Here is a 13,853-nt window from a genome sequence, read left to right as displayed (position 1 = left end):
CGACTACAAGCGCGTAACAGATTTTTAACGCACCGCAGCGCTTTGACAAACGTTGCAAAATAACCACAAAGACACACACCCTCACAAAAAGCCACATGATGACCGAACGCCCCATCCAAGACACTTTGAGCGAAACCGCCCTTGACACGGCCAAGGGCGAGCGCCTGGACCGCTGGATGAGCCAAACCTGGAGTGCGTTGTCGCGGGCGCGGTGCAAGAGCTTGATCGAGGAGGGTTTTGTGCGCTGCGATGGGGAAGTGCTGACCAATCCGTCGGCGAAAATCAAAGCCCACAGCCTTTATGAAGTGTGGGTGCCCGCCCCTGAAAGCGCGATCCCTGTGGGCGAGGATCTGCCGCTCGATATTCTTTATGAAGACGATCAGTTGATCGTGGTGAATAAAGCCGCGGGCATGGCGGTTCACCCGGCAGCGGGCAATTGGAGCGGGACTTTGGTGCATGGCCTGCTTTATCATTGCAAAGGCAGCCTATCGGGCATTGGCGGGGTTGAACGTCCCGGCATTGTCCATCGCCTAGATAAAGACACTTCCGGCGTCATGGTCGTGGCCAAGACCGACGCGGCGCACCAGCATTTAAGTGCGCAATTTGCCGCCCACAGCGTGCTGCGCGCCTATCGCGCCTTTGTGCGCTCCTCACCCGATCCGCGGGCGGGCCGGATTGAGACGCGCCTTGGGCGTTCACCCCAAGATCGCAAGAAGATGGCGGTCCTGGCGCAGAGCAGCGAAGCGGGAAAGCACGCCATCACCAATTACGAAACCTTGGCCACCTATGGCCGCGACCCCAAGGCGCGCCTGGGTAAGTCCATGGCCGCCCTGGTTGAATGCCGTTTAGAGACCGGACGCACCCATCAAATCCGTGTGCATATGAGCCATATTGGCTGTCCCTTGCTGGGCGATCCGGTCTATGGTCGCGGGCGCTCCACCTTGTTGGCGCGCCTGGATGAGGAGCAGGACTTTCGCGCGTTCAATCGCCAAGCTCTGCACGCCTATGAGCTGGGCTTCATCCACCCGACCCGCGAGGAGCACTTACATTTTTCCACGCCTCTGCCAGCGGATATGCAGCGCCTGCAAGGCTTTCTGGAAAAGCTTTAAGCCGTTTCAGCCACCAGGGACCGCCCGAGAATATAGTCATCATAAAGCGTGCCGCCGACATCAAACTGGCGCGTGCCGACCTGGCGAAAGCCCAGCTTTTCATAAAAGCCGATCGAGGGATTTTTGCTGTAAACGCCCAGCAGAACTTCTTCAAAACCGCGTGCGTGCGCATCCCTAAAGGCGGTTTCCATCAAGCGCCGACCAATGCCCGTGCCTTGGGTTTTACCCAATAGATAAATGCGCTTGATCTCCACATGACGATGATCATAGGCCACCGGCAGATCCGGTAAGGTCATATGCAAATAGCCCACAGGTGCGCCATTGGGCTCCATCCCCACCAGCCATAAACGATGATCGGGGTTGGCAAGCGCGCTGGCGTAGACCTCTGCGGCGTGTTTCTCGCGGCAATGATTGATCAAAGCCGCGCCATCAATGACACCCGAAAACGTCTCTAAAAAGGTCGCAATCCCCACCGCGTTCAGGGCGTGTTCATCACCGGCTTCACACAAACGGATCGAAAGCGTCATGGGGCAGGCCTTTCATTAAGTTCGACAACAGCACTTATCGTGCAGCTTACCGGCATTCCAAATTTTTGCAAAGATTGCGGGAACGCTTTGCCTGCCCACTCGTTTTAAGTTGAATTCCTTTGGGGGCAAAAATGAAACAACTCCTGGTACTGTCTGGTCTCATCTTATGTGCGTTGACTGTAAGTGCGTGTGGCGGACCCACCAAATCGATCAAACAGGCCTGTATGGACAGCGGGTCTGGCAATGAAGCCTTCTGCACATGTATGGACAACCATGCCGACGAACAAAATTTATCGCGCGAGGCACGCCGCATTATTGCCATGAGCATGGACCCTGACACGAGCCGGCGAGAGCAGGAAAAAGCCGCTGGAAACATGACCCAAGAGCAAGAACGCGAAATCGCGGGCTTCTCGTTAAGTGCGGGTCTATCGTGCGCATCAAATCTGTTTTAAATTTACTGTAATCTACGGGGATCTTCCCCCCGCATGATCGCCTGTGATAAAAGGGAATAATGCCTTTATGGTGATGTCCCTTTTTTCCAGCTCACTCATTTGTGACCCCTGGGAAAAAGATATTTCTCAGGCCGACCCCTCGCATATTTGCATTTTGCAACCTAAATGGGGAAGCAGACGTTATAAGGCCTTAGGACATTTCCACACAGGCTGGACTTCAGACCCTAAGGTGAAAGTGTAAGGGGACGATCATGGCTCAAGCGCCGACACTCAGCATTACCCCCGAGGCAAGCCTCTCGCGGTATTTGTCCGAAATCCGAAAATTTCCAATGTTGGAAAAGGATGAGGAATTTATGCTGGCCAAAAGCTGGAGCGAGCATGGGGATACCCAGGCCGCGCACAAGCTGGTCACCTCTCACCTGCGCCTGGTGGCCAAGATCGCGATGGGCTATCGCGGCTATGGCCTGCCGATTGCCGAAGTGATTTCTGAAGGCAATGTCGGCCTGATGCAAGCAGTTAAGAAATTCGATCCCGATAAGGGCTTCCGCCTGGCCACCTATGCGATGTGGTGGATCCGCGCCTCGATCCAGGAATATATCCTACGCTCTTGGTCGCTGGTGAAGATGGGCACAACCGCCGCGCAGAAGAAGCTCTTCTTCAATCTGCGCCGCATGAAAAGCCAGATGCAAGCCCTGGAAGAGGGTGATCTGCGCCCAGAGCAAGTGGATCATATTGCCACCAAGCTGGGCGTTTCTGAAGACGAAGTGATCAACATGAACCGGCGCCTGTCGGGTCCGGATGCCAGCTTGAACGCGCCTTTACGCTCTGATTCTGAATCAGAATGGCAGGACTGGCTGACCGATGACGAGCACGCCAATACCGAAGATCAATTGGCCAATGACCAGGAATTCGGCGCACGCATGACACTTCTGCAAGAGGCGATGGCTGACCTGAATGAGCGTGAGCGCAATATCATCCAGGAACGTCGCCTGACCGATGAGCCCAAGACCTTGGAAGATCTGGCCAGCGAATATGGCGTCAGCCGCGAACGCATCCGTCAGATCGAAGTGCGCGCCTTTGACAAGCTGCAAAAGGCCATGAAGCGCCTGGCAGTCGAACGCGGCCTAACCCCGGAAGACATCACGGGTTAGACCTGAAGCCTCTTGATTTAAAAGGCCCCGCAAGGGGCCTTTTTTTATGACTTATGCGCCTCATCCGTCAGACCTAAAGTCAAATAGATCTGCGCCATAAAATAGGTGATCCAAACGGCCATGCCGCCCCAATCCCAGCCATAATCCCAGATCGCAACACCTTTAAACATGCGCGCGGCCAGGATGGAATCGGAGACCACAAAACACAATGCGCCGATGAGGGCCAAGCGGGTGGTTCCAGAGACGGCCGCACACATCGCCATCAATAAAATGATGCCATTATATATCGTGGCGGGCAGTGCCAGCGATCCCATATCCGGGCGCAGCCACCATAACATCGCCGCGCCATAGGCAAATAAGACGAAGGCTAAAACTAATCCATCCTTTGCCCAACCTTTGCCCAAAATCTGACCGACAAAGATCGAGAGATAAAACAGATGCGCACAGGCAAAAAAGGCAATCCCCGCGGTCATCCCACTGGGCCCCAACGCTAAGGCATAATCCCCGCAGGCGGATAAGCCCAGCGCGACGCTTAAGCGAGCATGACCTTTCAAAAGCGCATAAAGCGCCAGAAAGAGAATGCCCGATGCTTTCAGGAGTGCGCCGCCCGGAGTTGGTACGAACATTTGATCAATGAGGAGATAAAGGCTGGCGGCAACAATTGAAGACACCAAATAGGCCTTGGGGGCCCAGCTTGGCACACTTAAACGCGTTGTTGTTTGTGTCATTCACCCCTCCACATTGCCAGCTCTGTCAAGATTACGTTAAGCCTTGTTCTCAAGTATACGCCTCTTTCGCAGCATGGGAGTGATTTATGAGTTTGTTCTGGGCCATGGCCGTTTCAACCGCGCTGACCGTTCAAACCGAAGCCGCTCCCCTGCCCGAACCCATTTTAGACCTGTTACGCACCGCCGCCTATTCCGGCGATGATGAAGACCTGATTGATGCGGTTCGCCTCTTATCTTTGAGCTATAATGCCCGCGATGTCGAGCGCGCGGCCCTAAACTTTGCGCCCGAGCGGCGCGATGAGATTGAACAGGGTTTGGGCGTGCCGAGCCTCACCCAGCCCGGACCAGGCCTTCCCCATCGTACCGAAGTCAATATCCGCGACACCGATGCGCCCACACCGCGCGTGACCCTGGCTGAAGCACCAACGACGCCGACCCCGGCAACCCCTGTTGAGCCCCAACGTCTGCCCTGTTTGGATGGACCGGCGCAAACACCTCAAGAGCCCAGCGCGCCGCCGCTCGATCATGGCCCCTTGCTGAACCAAGCCTATTGGCTGGGCAATACCATCATGAATGGCCAATCAGAGAATTGGAATGGTCGGATCAAATTCGGCTTCCGCTTTGATAATGGCAATAATACCCGCCAGGATTCCACCATCGCTCTGGAAATTCAACGCGAACTGATGGATTGGGGCTTTGATGGCAAGATCAACTACACCCATTCTGAAATCAATAATGTCATAGGCCGCGATGAATTTCGCGTGCAATTGCGCGGTGAGCGTGAGGCCGGTGAGAAATGGACCTTCTTTACCGCCACCGATTATGAACGCGACAGCCGGACCAGCTATGACTGGACGGCCTTCTTAGGCGTGGGTGCGGGTTATCGTATTTTGACCGGCGAGGCGGTACAATGGACCGTGCGCGGCGCACCGGGTATGCGGGTCTTGAATGGACAAGACGGCACAACCGCGCGCCAAGTGGCACTCGATCTGGGCTCTGATGCGCGCTGGCGTTTATCTGAACGCGTGGATGTCACGTCTGAAAGTACGCTTTTGGTCGCGGATAAATCCCGCGCCGATCAAACCTTTACCCTGACCACGGATCTGGGTGCGCTATGGGCGCTAGAGATCAAATATCGCTATCGCCACGAGTTTGAGCCCAAGCCCGGCTATAAAGAAGGCGATTCGCGCGCTGACTTCGCCCTGGTGCGGGAGTTTTAAGGCTTCACACCAGGCTTTCCAGGTTTAACCGGGGCGGGTAATTGCCCGCCGCCGCGCCGTTCACCGCGCGCAAACGGCCCCACCTGATCAATCCAATCATCCGCCAAGGCGGCGATATATTCCGCCGCGCGGCCCGAATGGGGACGGAAATTTGAATCGGTGGCCACCACGAACCATTGATCATTGTCCTGGATCAAGAAGGGTGAACCCGAATCCCCGCGCGTGGTATCGCATTCATGGGCCATGGTATTGTCGCGGTTGATCCGGGCGATTGAACATCCCTGATGCCCGGATAAATTGGGCTCTGTATCCCAGGAATAGCCCGCCTGATACAAGGTGACCTGGCGCGCGCGGCGCCGACCGCGATCTTCCACCAAGGCCAAAGGCGTCACAAAGCCCAGCTCATCGCCCAGGGGCTGATCAATTTTCAACAAGGCCCAATCAAGCCCATCAATGCGCTGAGAGTTCTCAAAGCGATCATTGTCCCAGCGCTCGGCCAGCAGATAATCGGTAATTTCGGCGCGATACCCGCCTTTGCGTAGCGCCATGCCCGTCACAAACTCGCCCACCGCACGGGCATGCCCCTCATCATCCATGATACAATGGGCAGCCGTGATCAGGATATCACGCGCAATCAAGGTCGCCGTGCATTCGCCGTCGCCCATATGAATTTGACCAATCACCGACCAGGGAAATTGATCAGTGGGCAGCAATTCACGGTCATCATGACCAAAATAATGTTCTTGGATCGTCATGGGGCGTTCACGGGTGACACAATCGGCCCGGTCGGTGCGCGGCGCACACGCCCCGCCTTCACCCTCATCACACACGCCATTAAAGGCGAGATCACAGCTATCGGTGCGTCCACGCAGGGCGGCGACGATCCCGCAATCGGTGCGATCCGTGGCCTGAGTACAAGCCCCGGTGCCATAGTGAATTTCATCGCATTCACCATCATTGGCCCATTCGCAGCTATCGTCCTCAACGCCCTCAATCAAGCGCCAGCAATCTGAATAATCCGTTCCTGCCGCACACGCACCCGTGCCCAGACCATGTTCATCGCACTCCATATCATTGGCGTATTGGCAGCTATCATCACCGCGTTGATCCGCGCCGGGCTTGCCAGCGGGTTTGGGTTTTTGCGCGTGGGTATAGCTTTGCAGATAGCGCTCAATCTCGCGCACGCTCAGGCGGTCATCTTGCGCCAGTGCTGGCATCACGCCAACGATGGTCATCATCACAGCAATCGCGCCTAAACCCGCCTTGATACCCATATGCGTCCCCATGGTTTTGATGATGAATTATAACAAAGCTTTTCGCGCGCTGGCCAGGGCGCAGTGAAGTCTTGCTCTGCCTTAATGGTGAACGCAGTCTGAACCTTCGTTCCAGAACACGTTCAGATAGGCCCCTCTAGGGTGGGTTTCATCGATGGCTTGCCCATCACCCCAATTAAGGAGCCCAAGATGTTAAAGTTCTCTGCACTCGCTGCTGTAGCCTTGATCGGGACCGCCATTGCGGCTCCTGTCGCCCTAGCCGATGGCCAACCGCGTGGTCACCATGCCGAACGCCACCACGATGATCGCGGTCATCATGATCGCGGGCGGGGCCGGGGTCGGGGCTGGAATGGCCCTGAAGGCTATTTCGTGGTTTATGAACGCGCCTGCCCGGATCTGCGCGAAGATCGCCGTGATGCGCGCCATGATCATGGCCGCCGTGACCGGCGCGAGGATCGCCGCGACCGGCGCGTGATTGATTGCCCAGCCAATGCTTGGGATTATGTTCCCAGCCGGAATGAGCGCCGCATGGGCCGTGATGGTGACCGCCTACGCCCGACAATCGCCTATCTCGACCGTCGCACGGGGCGTTATTATACTGAAACCCGTTGGGGCGATGTTCCCGTTCAAATCGAACGCAGCCGTGGCCACGGGAGGGGTCATCATCGCGGCCACGACCGCGGACGCGACCGTCATGGCCATTATCGCTGGTAAACGCGATTAAATCCGGATCAGGCCTTGAAGATAGACCTTCGCGGCCCCGGATAAATGAACCCGGCCTTTCGCCTCGGTGCTGACATCAACAGCGCCGGGGCGCGGGCCGATCTGACGCGCGCTCATATCGGTTTTGCCCAATTGCTCGGCCCAATAGGGCGCGAGCGTACAATGGGCCGAGCCCGTCACCGGATCTTCCTCCACCAAGCCCACTGCGGGCGCAAAGAAGCGCGAGACGAAATCCACTTTATCACCCTTGGCCGTCGCGACCACATTGACCCCGGTCTTTGCGAGGGCTGAGTGATCTATCGCGAGATTGGCGATCACGCTTTCATTGCCATAGACCAGCATTTGATAAGGTGCGCCGTGGATCGGCTCGATCTCAAACACCGCGTGCGGTTCACCCGCACCCATGGCGGCCACGACGCCCTTGCGCGCGGGTGCCGGTGCAAAGCCCACCACAGGGAAGTCCATTTGATAGTGACCGGGCGCAGTTTGGCGCACTTTTAAAAGACCCGAGCGGGTCTCAAAATGGGCCACATCGCCCCTGACCTGGCGTGTATGGAAGAGTGTCGCCGCCGCGCCCAAGGTGGCGTGACCGCACAAATCCACCTCACAGCCCGGGGTAAACCAACGCAGCGCCCACGTATCGTCACGCCCTTCGATAGCCTTCAGATAAGCCGTTTCAGAGAGGTTATTATTCTTGGCGATCCCCAATAAGAGCCCATCAGGGAGATCGCGCTCCAACAGGCAGACACCTGCGGGATTACCTGTGAAAGGGCGATCCCCATCACAGAAGGCGTGAACTTCGAAATATTCAAAGACCTGCGCCGCGCTAGGCTCCGCAAGAGGAAACAGCCACTCAACCAGCTCCCCCAAATGACGGGTGCGCGCATTACGCCAGCTATAAATCGTGTCGGTATTGATCACCGCCCCGTCAGGCGAGACAACGAAGACGGCCGGCAAGCCTTCTAAAACCTCATGGCCATAATGGGCGTGAACGCCTTGGGCGCGCTCATAATCACCAACATCGACCAAAGCCACTTCAAAACGCGCCGCCAGTGCATCGCTCAAGCGTGGATCAGCCACCATGCTGGCCAACATCCGCGCATCCGGGCACCAATTGGCCCCGCAAATCACCAAGGTGGGCCGACCCGATAAAGCACTGGCTTGGCGCGCGCGCTGCCAATGATCTAGAGTATGGACATCGCCTTGATAGGGGGCTTCAAGCGCCTCAATACGCTCATCGATCAGGTGAGACAACGCATCCATAGCTCTACTCCTTGTGATGAGGACCAGAGTTAAGAGCGCGAAGCGCTAAAAGCTATGACCAACTTCATAAATATGCGTCGGCGGCTGCAGATTAGCGTCATAGGCCTTCAAATAGGTCAGAACCCGGCCATTGCGATCAAGGTCCGCCGTATGGTTATGGATCAAAGACGCATCGGTAATCGGCTCACCGCTGGCTTGCCAATAATCGCCCATCGCCGCGCGGGCAAAGGCCCGCCCACTGGCGCGAATAAAGGCCAAGGCGGCTTGGCGTTGGTCCTCGGTCAAAGAGGGGTCATGCTCCACCGTCAAGAGGGCCTGATTATAGGCTGGCCATTGCGCCAATAAGGGCTCGATTGTGATATGAGCCAGAGGCCGACCGAAAACCTCCGGCGCGATGTCCACAGCGCGCGTGCGATCATGCTTATAGCGCGCAAAATACGCATAGACATCACTGGGGGCCGCCTTAAACGCCATACGCCAGTCATGCACGCTGTTTGGGTTCACCACCTGCATCGTTACGGGGTCAACAATCACGACCGTGGGCGTACCATATAGACTATGCACGCCAAAGCGCGCCAATTGATCCAAATTCGTATCATGCTGACCCACATCAATATAGGCCACCGTGAAATCATCGGTCAAAAGCGTGCTGATGCGGGCATCATTATGCATCATATTTTCCAGCCCACGGCTGTCATGACACCAGGCCGCGCCAAACACCAACACCGCATTTACCCCACGTTCGCGGGCATTATTGAGTTGCAGATCAATAATATCGCTCGCGGAAGCCTCAGTCACGAAATGGCTATTAACCACCCGACGTGAGACATCATCCTCATTACAGGCGTTGAGGAAAAAAGCAGATATAATCGAAAGGCACAGGGCAAGATATTTCATATCTTGCACCCTTAACCAAGGATCGTAAAGAATCTGCCAAAATGGCGTGATCCTTATCACAAGCCTTCACCGCCCAGGCCTTGCTTTATTCCTCAGCCGGGGCCGGCGGGATAAGCTTACGTAAGCCCGTTAAGGCCGCCGGGTGATAAATCGTGGCATGGGTCTCATCCAGGCGCGGCTCAAACCAATAGGTTACCGCGTCTTCATGGTCTTGCAGCGCTGAAACCAGATACGCCATCCCAATGCGCATATTACCGCCCTCATCCGCGATGGTGAGATAGATCGAGCGCCCTTCAGGATAGTTATCACCCAAGATCTCATCGGCGCGTTTGGCCAGCGCCATATCGCTCCACCACAAAGACGGGCTGACCGCCAGATAATCGGTGAAGGCTTCGGGTTGGAGAAGCGCCGTTTCCACAGTGAAGAGCCCAGCCAGGCTCTCACCCATCAAGATCCGCTGGCCATTCGTGCGATAGTTTGCTTCGATCGCCGGGATCACCTCTTCGGTCAAATAGGCGCGAAAGACCGCCGAACCGCCATTGCCCGGAAAACGACCATTATAAAACTCAATATTCTCTGTTACCGGACCGGTCAGTTCATAAATCCGGGTCTTGCTTTCCACCCCAACCACAATGGCTTGCTGGATCTGGGCAGACAGCGCACCCAACTCAGCAATCCCGGTGATCTGATGGAAGTCCTGCATGTTGACCCCGCCATCCAGCAGATAGATCACAGGATAGCGCGCATCGCCCTCACCATAACCGGCGGGTAGATAGACATTGACCGCGCGGGCCTCATTCATGTGGGTTGAGGCGATCTCAAACTGATCACCGATCACAATCGGGCCTTTGGTGACCAGCGCTGGACTTTGCGCCCAACCGGCCACGCCACACAGCGTCATCCCTGCCGCAATACACAATGAAATTAATGATTTATAGATATGCATTTACGCTCTCCCCTTCTTTAAGCGCCACTCTAAGATGAAAAGAAACACTGTGCCAAGTAAAAAGCCGCCAGGCGATCCTGACGGCTTTTCGCGATTTTTAACTTGGCCTGAGATTAGAGCGTAAGAGCCCAAAACCCACCAAGGAGGCTTCAAAACAGGTTAAGCGTTCAGGGCTGCCTTCGCACCTAAACCCGCCTTTGACCCCAGAACCAAAGCTTTAAAACCACTGATCATCGGACCACCTCCTTTCGATTGTTGATGTTGATATCAGATATAGGGCCGCGCAAAGCGCAGGCAAGGGTGCGGTGTCTTAAATGTTCGCTGGCCCCTGTTGTCTTGGGCGAGCCGCAATGTCATACTCAAGCTGTCACCCACACTGGATTTGGGGGCATGGCGGAGAACCCCTGAACGATGTATCATCCCGGCCAAGCGTTAGCGCTCAAATAGCCGATAGGCGGTAGCGCACTGTATAGCGCTGAACCGGGATCTATTGAGCTTGCCGTCAAGGCCCATAGATCCCCGATCATGTCGGGGATGACACTGTATATAGCCTCAAACACCTACGGCGTCGGGGATGACAAATCCACCTGTGCCGCCTGCTTGCGGGGGAGCTGTCCGCATAGCTAACTGAGGGGGCGAGCTCGCCAGCGTTTCGCGCTCAAACAGGCCATAGCCGGTAACGCAAAGAAAACCGGCATGGATCCCGGCTCTGCGCTTCGCTTGGCCGGGACCGCGAAGAGTGTTTAATCGGGCCTCTGGCCCGCAAGCGCGAAGGCGCACCCGCAGCGAAGCGAGGAACACTCACAATGCGCGGCCCCGGACTTGATCCGGGGTCCAAAACCGCCCCCTCCGGCCGTACCGGCCACCTCCCCCGCAAGCAGGGGAGGATAACACGAGGGCTGTCATCCCGGGCAAGCGTCGCGCTCAAGTCGCCGATAGGCGATAGCGCACTAAAATATGCGACCCGGGATCTGTTGCGATTGCCTTTTATGGCGCATAGATCCCCAGATGCCCTTTGGTCATCGGGGATCCAATGATTTAGCGCATAAAGTCTTCGGATAAATCGCACCAGCGCGGATTCATAGTTTCAATCAAATTGATTTTGTTTTGACGGCGATAACTTTTCAGAGATTTCTCACGCGCAATCGCATGTGTGATCTCGCAATGGGTTTCATACCAGACCAAGGTTTTACAATCATAGCGTTGCGCAAACCCCGGATAAACATTGTTTTTATGCTGCCATATTCTTTGAAGAAGATGGCTCGTCACACCAATATAGAGCGTGCCAAAGGGCTTACTCGCCAGCATATAAACGGCAATGACGCGCTCTTCCATATCGCTCTCGTCAATAGATCCCCAGACGCCTTCAGCGTCGGGGATGACGAAGGTGGATAAGACAACCTATCCACCTCATGCCTTTGCCCTAATCAATCGGGTCGCGTTTTTCACCGCTTTCAGAGAGATAAATCTCTGAGCCCAGGGCCTTAAACTCGGCCGCTTTTTCCGCCATCCCCGCTTGAGCATCGGCCTCAGACAGGCCTTCATCCAGAGCGACCTGGTTCGGCGCGCGCGCCGAGCCAAATTCATCGCGAATATCCTGAGTGATTTTCATCGAGCAGAATTTCGGTCCACACATCGAGCAGAAATGCGCCACCTTATGGGCGTCTTTCGGCAAGGTCTGGTCGTGGAAATCGCGCGCCGTTTCTGGATCAAGGCCCAGATTGAACTGGTCTTCCCAGCGGAATTCAAAGCGCGCCCGGCTGAGCGCATCATCACGCAGCTTGGCCGCCGGGTGCCCCTTGGCGAGATCGGCCGCATGGGCCGCGATTTTATAGGTGATAACGCCGGTCTTCACATCATCACGGTCTGGAAGGCCCAAATGCTCTTTCGGGGTGACATAGCACAGCATGGCACAGCCAAACCAGCCGATCATCGCCGCACCAATCCCAGAGGTGATATGGTCATAGCCCGGCGCGATATCCGTGGTCAGCGGCCCCAGCGTATAGAAGGGCGCCTCACCACATTCGCGTAGCTGCTTATCCATATTTTCTTTGATCTTGTGCATCGGCACATGGCCGGGCCCTTCGATCATGACCTGACAGCCCTTCTTCCAGGCGACTTGCGTCAGCTCACCCAGGGTTTCCAGCTCCGCAAATTGCGCGCGGTCATTGGCATCCGCGATGGAGCCTGGACGCAGGCCATCGCCCAACGAGAAAGAAACATCATAGGCGCGCATAATGTCGCAAATTTCTTCGAAATGCTCATAAAGGAAGCTCTCTTTATGGTGCGCCAAGCACCATTTCGCCATGATGGAGCCACCGCGCGAGACAATGCCGGTCACGCGGTTCGCACTCAGCGGCACATAGGCCAGGCGCACACCGGCATGGATCGTGAAATAATCCACACCCTGCTCGGCCTGTTCAATCAGGGTGTCGCGGAACACGTCCCAATTCAGGTCTTCGGCAATACCGCCCACTTTTTCCAGCGCTTGGTAAATCGGTACCGTCCCGATCGGCACGGGGCTGTTGCGTAAAATCCATTCGCGGGTGTTGTGAATATTCTTCCCCGTGGAGAGGTCCATCACCGTATCCGCCCCCCAGCGGATCGCCCAGACCATTTTATCGACCTCTTCCTCCACGGATGAGGCCACGGCGGAATTGCCGATATTGGCATTGATTTTAACCAGGAAATTGCGCCCGATAATCATCGGCTCCAATTCGCCATGGTTGATATTGGCCGGAATGATGGCGCGCCCGCGCGCGATTTCATCGCGGACAAATTCAGGCGTGACGAATTCGGGTACTTCAGCGCCAAAGCGCTCGCCATCGGCATGGCGCTCTTTCGCCCCGCGCAAAGCCTGGGCGCGGCCCAGATTTTCGCGCTCGGCGACATAGATCATTTCCTTGGTGATGATGCCAGCCTTGGCAAATTCATATTGGGTCACGGGCGCCGAACCCACACCGCGCATCGGCTTGGGCGTATTGCCAAATTCACGCGCCAGATATTTACCCGTCGCCCCGCCATTATCGAGAGGACTTAACGGCCGGCCCTCATACTCTTCCACCCCGCCGCGTTCCATAACCCAGGCCGTACGCGGGCGCGCCAAGCCTTGCTCAACATCAATGCTGGCCTGAGGATCAGAATAAGGACCAGAGCAATCATAAACCCGCACCGGGGGTTCCATGGCGCTCGGGTGCAGCTCAATCTCGCGATGCGGCACAGCCAGATCGGGGGCCGATGCGGGATGGGTATAAATCTTGGTGGAGCCCGGCAAGGACCCCGTGGTCACTTTTGGGGTTTCAAAGGCGGATTGATCAGCAGGTTTATTCATAGCGCACAGCCCCTTACCAGGTCAGGTCAAGGTTCACGCCAGCCATAGGGGGAGATAGAGCGAAAGCACCCGCAAGCTCGTCCGTCCCTACGCCGGCGCAAACCGGATCAGGTTCAAAGGGTGCTTGAATCGCGACAATCCAATCTCAGCGCTTGCGAAACGCGCCCCTCGGATAGGGCGACCTTAGTGGATTTGTGTGCGCCGTCAATCGGGCAAGATGCGCGCGCTTCAG

General features: G+C 56.2%; 13 protein-coding genes and 1 riboswitch. Of the genes, 5 read left to right on the top strand and 8 right to left on the bottom strand.

Features of this window, described 5'->3' with window-relative positions:
• The first annotated feature begins 98 nt into the window (after positions 1 to 98).
• Positions 99 to 1,109: an RluA family pseudouridine synthase gene (locus tag H151_RS0107585; RefSeq protein WP_019961053.1), complete on the top strand. Its 1,011-nt coding sequence runs from the start codon at positions 99 to 101 to the stop codon at positions 1,107 to 1,109.
• Here the strand turns inward: H151_RS0107585 and H151_RS0107580 are convergent.
• Positions 1,106 to 1,636: a GNAT family N-acetyltransferase gene (locus H151_RS0107580; RefSeq protein WP_019961052.1), complete on the bottom strand. Its 531-nt coding sequence runs from the start codon at positions 1,634 to 1,636 to the stop codon at positions 1,106 to 1,108. The genes H151_RS0107585 and H151_RS0107580 overlap by 4 nt on opposite strands.
• Positions 1,637 to 1,767: 131 nt before the next feature.
• On the opposite strand from H151_RS0107580, the gene H151_RS17525 reads away from it, so the two are divergent.
• Positions 1,768 to 2,088, top strand: coding sequence for a hypothetical protein (locus tag H151_RS17525; protein ID WP_156823415.1), 321 nt, complete (start codon positions 1,768 to 1,770; stop codon positions 2,086 to 2,088).
• Between the two features lie 251 nt (positions 2,089 to 2,339).
• Positions 2,340 to 3,239, top strand: coding sequence for an RNA polymerase sigma factor RpoH (gene rpoH / locus H151_RS0107570; protein ID WP_019961050.1), 900 nt, complete (start codon positions 2,340 to 2,342; stop codon positions 3,237 to 3,239).
• 44 nt (positions 3,240 to 3,283) lie between these two features.
• Here rpoH and H151_RS17015 read toward each other — a convergent pair whose 3' ends face one another.
• The gene (locus H151_RS17015; protein WP_019961049.1) at positions 3,284 to 3,967 is read right to left on the bottom strand and encodes a lysoplasmalogenase; all 684 of its coding nucleotides are present in this window, start codon (positions 3,965 to 3,967) and stop codon (positions 3,284 to 3,286) included.
• 86 nt (positions 3,968 to 4,053) lie between these two features.
• Here H151_RS17015 and H151_RS0107560 point away from each other — a divergent pair, with 86 nt between their 5' ends.
• On the top strand, positions 4,054 to 5,187 hold the full coding sequence (locus H151_RS0107560; RefSeq protein ID WP_019961048.1) for a DUF481 domain-containing protein: 1,134 nt from the start codon (positions 4,054 to 4,056) through the stop codon (positions 5,185 to 5,187).
• On the opposite strand, the gene H151_RS0107555 is transcribed toward H151_RS0107560, so the two are convergent.
• Positions 5,184 to 6,461 (bottom strand): trypsin-like serine peptidase, encoded by a 1,278-nt coding sequence (locus H151_RS0107555; protein ID WP_019961047.1) that lies wholly within the window; start codon positions 6,459 to 6,461, stop codon positions 5,184 to 5,186. The genes H151_RS0107560 and H151_RS0107555 overlap by 4 nt on opposite strands.
• 189 nt (positions 6,462 to 6,650) lie before the next feature.
• Between H151_RS0107555 and H151_RS0107550 the strand changes: the two genes are divergently transcribed.
• Complete coding sequence (locus tag H151_RS0107550; protein WP_019961046.1) at positions 6,651 to 7,175, top strand: hypothetical protein; 525 nt, start codon at positions 6,651 to 6,653, stop codon at positions 7,173 to 7,175.
• Positions 7,176 to 7,181: 6 nt separating this feature from the next.
• On the opposite strand, the gene H151_RS15845 is transcribed toward H151_RS0107550, so the two are convergent.
• From H151_RS15845 to thiC, 5 genes are all read right to left on the bottom strand, one after another.
• A complete protein-coding gene (locus H151_RS15845) occupies positions 7,182 to 8,447 on the bottom strand; it encodes a PhzF family phenazine biosynthesis isomerase (protein WP_019961045.1) in 1,266 nt (421 codons plus the stop codon).
• Positions 8,448 to 8,492: 45 nt separating this feature from the next.
• A complete protein-coding gene (locus tag H151_RS17010) occupies positions 8,493 to 9,344 on the bottom strand; it encodes a thioredoxin family protein (RefSeq protein WP_019961044.1) in 852 nt (283 codons plus the stop codon).
• Between the two features lie 85 nt (positions 9,345 to 9,429).
• The gene (locus tag H151_RS0107535) at positions 9,430 to 10,290 is read right to left on the bottom strand and encodes an alpha/beta hydrolase (RefSeq protein WP_019961043.1); all 861 of its coding nucleotides are present in this window, start codon (positions 10,288 to 10,290) and stop codon (positions 9,430 to 9,432) included.
• A 1,038-nt stretch (positions 10,291 to 11,328) separates the two neighbouring features.
• Positions 11,329 to 11,625 (bottom strand): GIY-YIG nuclease family protein, encoded by a 297-nt coding sequence (locus tag H151_RS0107530; protein ID WP_019961042.1) that lies wholly within the window; start codon positions 11,623 to 11,625, stop codon positions 11,329 to 11,331.
• 88 nt (positions 11,626 to 11,713) lie between these two features.
• Positions 11,714 to 13,621, bottom strand: coding sequence for a phosphomethylpyrimidine synthase ThiC (gene thiC / locus H151_RS0107525; RefSeq protein WP_019961041.1), 1,908 nt, complete (start codon positions 13,619 to 13,621; stop codon positions 11,714 to 11,716).
• A 67-nt stretch (positions 13,622 to 13,688) separates the two neighbouring features.
• Positions 13,689 to 13,800, bottom strand: a riboswitch (TPP riboswitch).
• Positions 13,801 to 13,853 lie beyond the last annotated feature (53 nt).

Source organism: Woodsholea maritima DSM 17123 (assembly GCF_000382325.1).
GTDB lineage: Bacteria > Pseudomonadota > Alphaproteobacteria > Caulobacterales > Maricaulaceae > Woodsholea > Woodsholea maritima.
Note: the sequence above shows the minus strand (reverse complement) of the source record. Positions and strands in the feature narration are given on the sequence as shown.

Coding starts and splice junctions, on each gene's coding strand:
- H151_RS17010 (WP_019961044.1), bottom strand. CDS start 9,344: ATGAAATATCTTGCCCTGTGCCTTTCGATTATATCTGCTTTTTTCCTC.
- H151_RS0107530 (WP_019961042.1), bottom strand. CDS start 11,625: ATGGAAGAGCGCGTCATTGCCGTTTATATGCTGGCGAGTAAGCCCTTT.
- H151_RS0107560 (WP_019961048.1), top strand. CDS start 4,054: ATGAGTTTGTTCTGGGCCATGGCCGTTTCAACCGCGCTGACCGTTCAA.
- rpoH (WP_019961050.1), top strand. CDS start 2,340: ATGGCTCAAGCGCCGACACTCAGCATTACCCCCGAGGCAAGCCTCTCG.
- H151_RS0107535 (WP_019961043.1), bottom strand. CDS start 10,290: ATGCATATCTATAAATCATTAATTTCATTGTGTATTGCGGCAGGGATG.
- H151_RS0107550 (WP_019961046.1), top strand. CDS start 6,651: ATGTTAAAGTTCTCTGCACTCGCTGCTGTAGCCTTGATCGGGACCGCC.
- H151_RS17525 (WP_156823415.1), top strand. CDS start 1,768: ATGAAACAACTCCTGGTACTGTCTGGTCTCATCTTATGTGCGTTGACT.
- H151_RS17015 (WP_019961049.1), bottom strand. CDS start 3,967: ATGACACAAACAACAACGCGTTTAAGTGTGCCAAGCTGGGCCCCCAAG.
- H151_RS0107580 (WP_019961052.1), bottom strand. CDS start 1,636: ATGACGCTTTCGATCCGTTTGTGTGAAGCCGGTGATGAACACGCCCTG.
- H151_RS0107555 (WP_019961047.1), bottom strand. CDS start 6,461: ATGGGTATCAAGGCGGGTTTAGGCGCGATTGCTGTGATGATGACCATC.
- H151_RS15845 (WP_019961045.1), bottom strand. CDS start 8,447: ATGGATGCGTTGTCTCACCTGATCGATGAGCGTATTGAGGCGCTTGAA.
- thiC (WP_019961041.1), bottom strand. CDS start 13,621: ATGAATAAACCTGCTGATCAATCCGCCTTTGAAACCCCAAAAGTGACC.
- H151_RS0107585 (WP_019961053.1), top strand. CDS start 99: ATGACCGAACGCCCCATCCAAGACACTTTGAGCGAAACCGCCCTTGAC.